A 642-nucleotide genomic window follows, 5' to 3' on the forward strand; every position below is an offset into this window, starting at 1 on the left:
TACTAATTTAGCTTTAGCTTTGAGAAATATAGGTTTTAAAGTAGGGCTGTTAGATGCTGATATTTATGGACCATCTTTACCAAAACTTTTTTCCATAAATGAAAAACCAAAATCAGAGGAGGGTAAATTAATTCCTATAAACAAATATGACGTACAATGTATGTCCATTGGTTTTTTAACAGATGAACAAACTCCAATGATCTGGCGTGGACCAATGGTTACTAGTGCAATAAAAACTTTTACACAAAAAGTTGATTGGAGAAATCTTGATTTTATAATTGTTGATATGCCACCAGGAACTGGTGATACTCAATTAACATTTGCTCAAGAAATAAAACTTGATGGAGTAATTATTATTTCAACACCTCAAGAAATAGCCTTACAAGATGTAAAGAGAGGTATAAAAATGTTTGATAAACTTGGAGTAAAGATAATTGGTCTCATAGATAATATGAGCCATTTTATTGGGGACGACAAAAAAAAATACGCAATTTTCGGTGAGGGGGGAGTAAAAAGAACAGCCAAAGAATTTAATAAAACTTTCTTAGGTGAAATTCCTATTTTTCAGAAAGTTGGAAGCGAAGGAGATAAAGGCAAACCAATAGTAGAAAGTTTTCCTGAACACGAGGCTTCAAAAATATA

Annotated in this window: 1 protein-coding gene; it reads left to right on the top strand. The window is 31.9% G+C overall.

Going from position 1 to position 642, the window contains the following annotated elements; translation table 11 throughout:
• Positions 1-642 (top strand): Mrp/NBP35 family ATP-binding protein (locus AMN73_RS00530; protein ID WP_075534370.1); only part of this gene is annotated, 642 nt, incomplete at both ends.

The organism is Candidatus Pelagibacter communis, from assembly GCF_001179965.1.
Lineage (GTDB): Bacteria > Pseudomonadota > Alphaproteobacteria > Pelagibacterales > Pelagibacteraceae > Pelagibacter.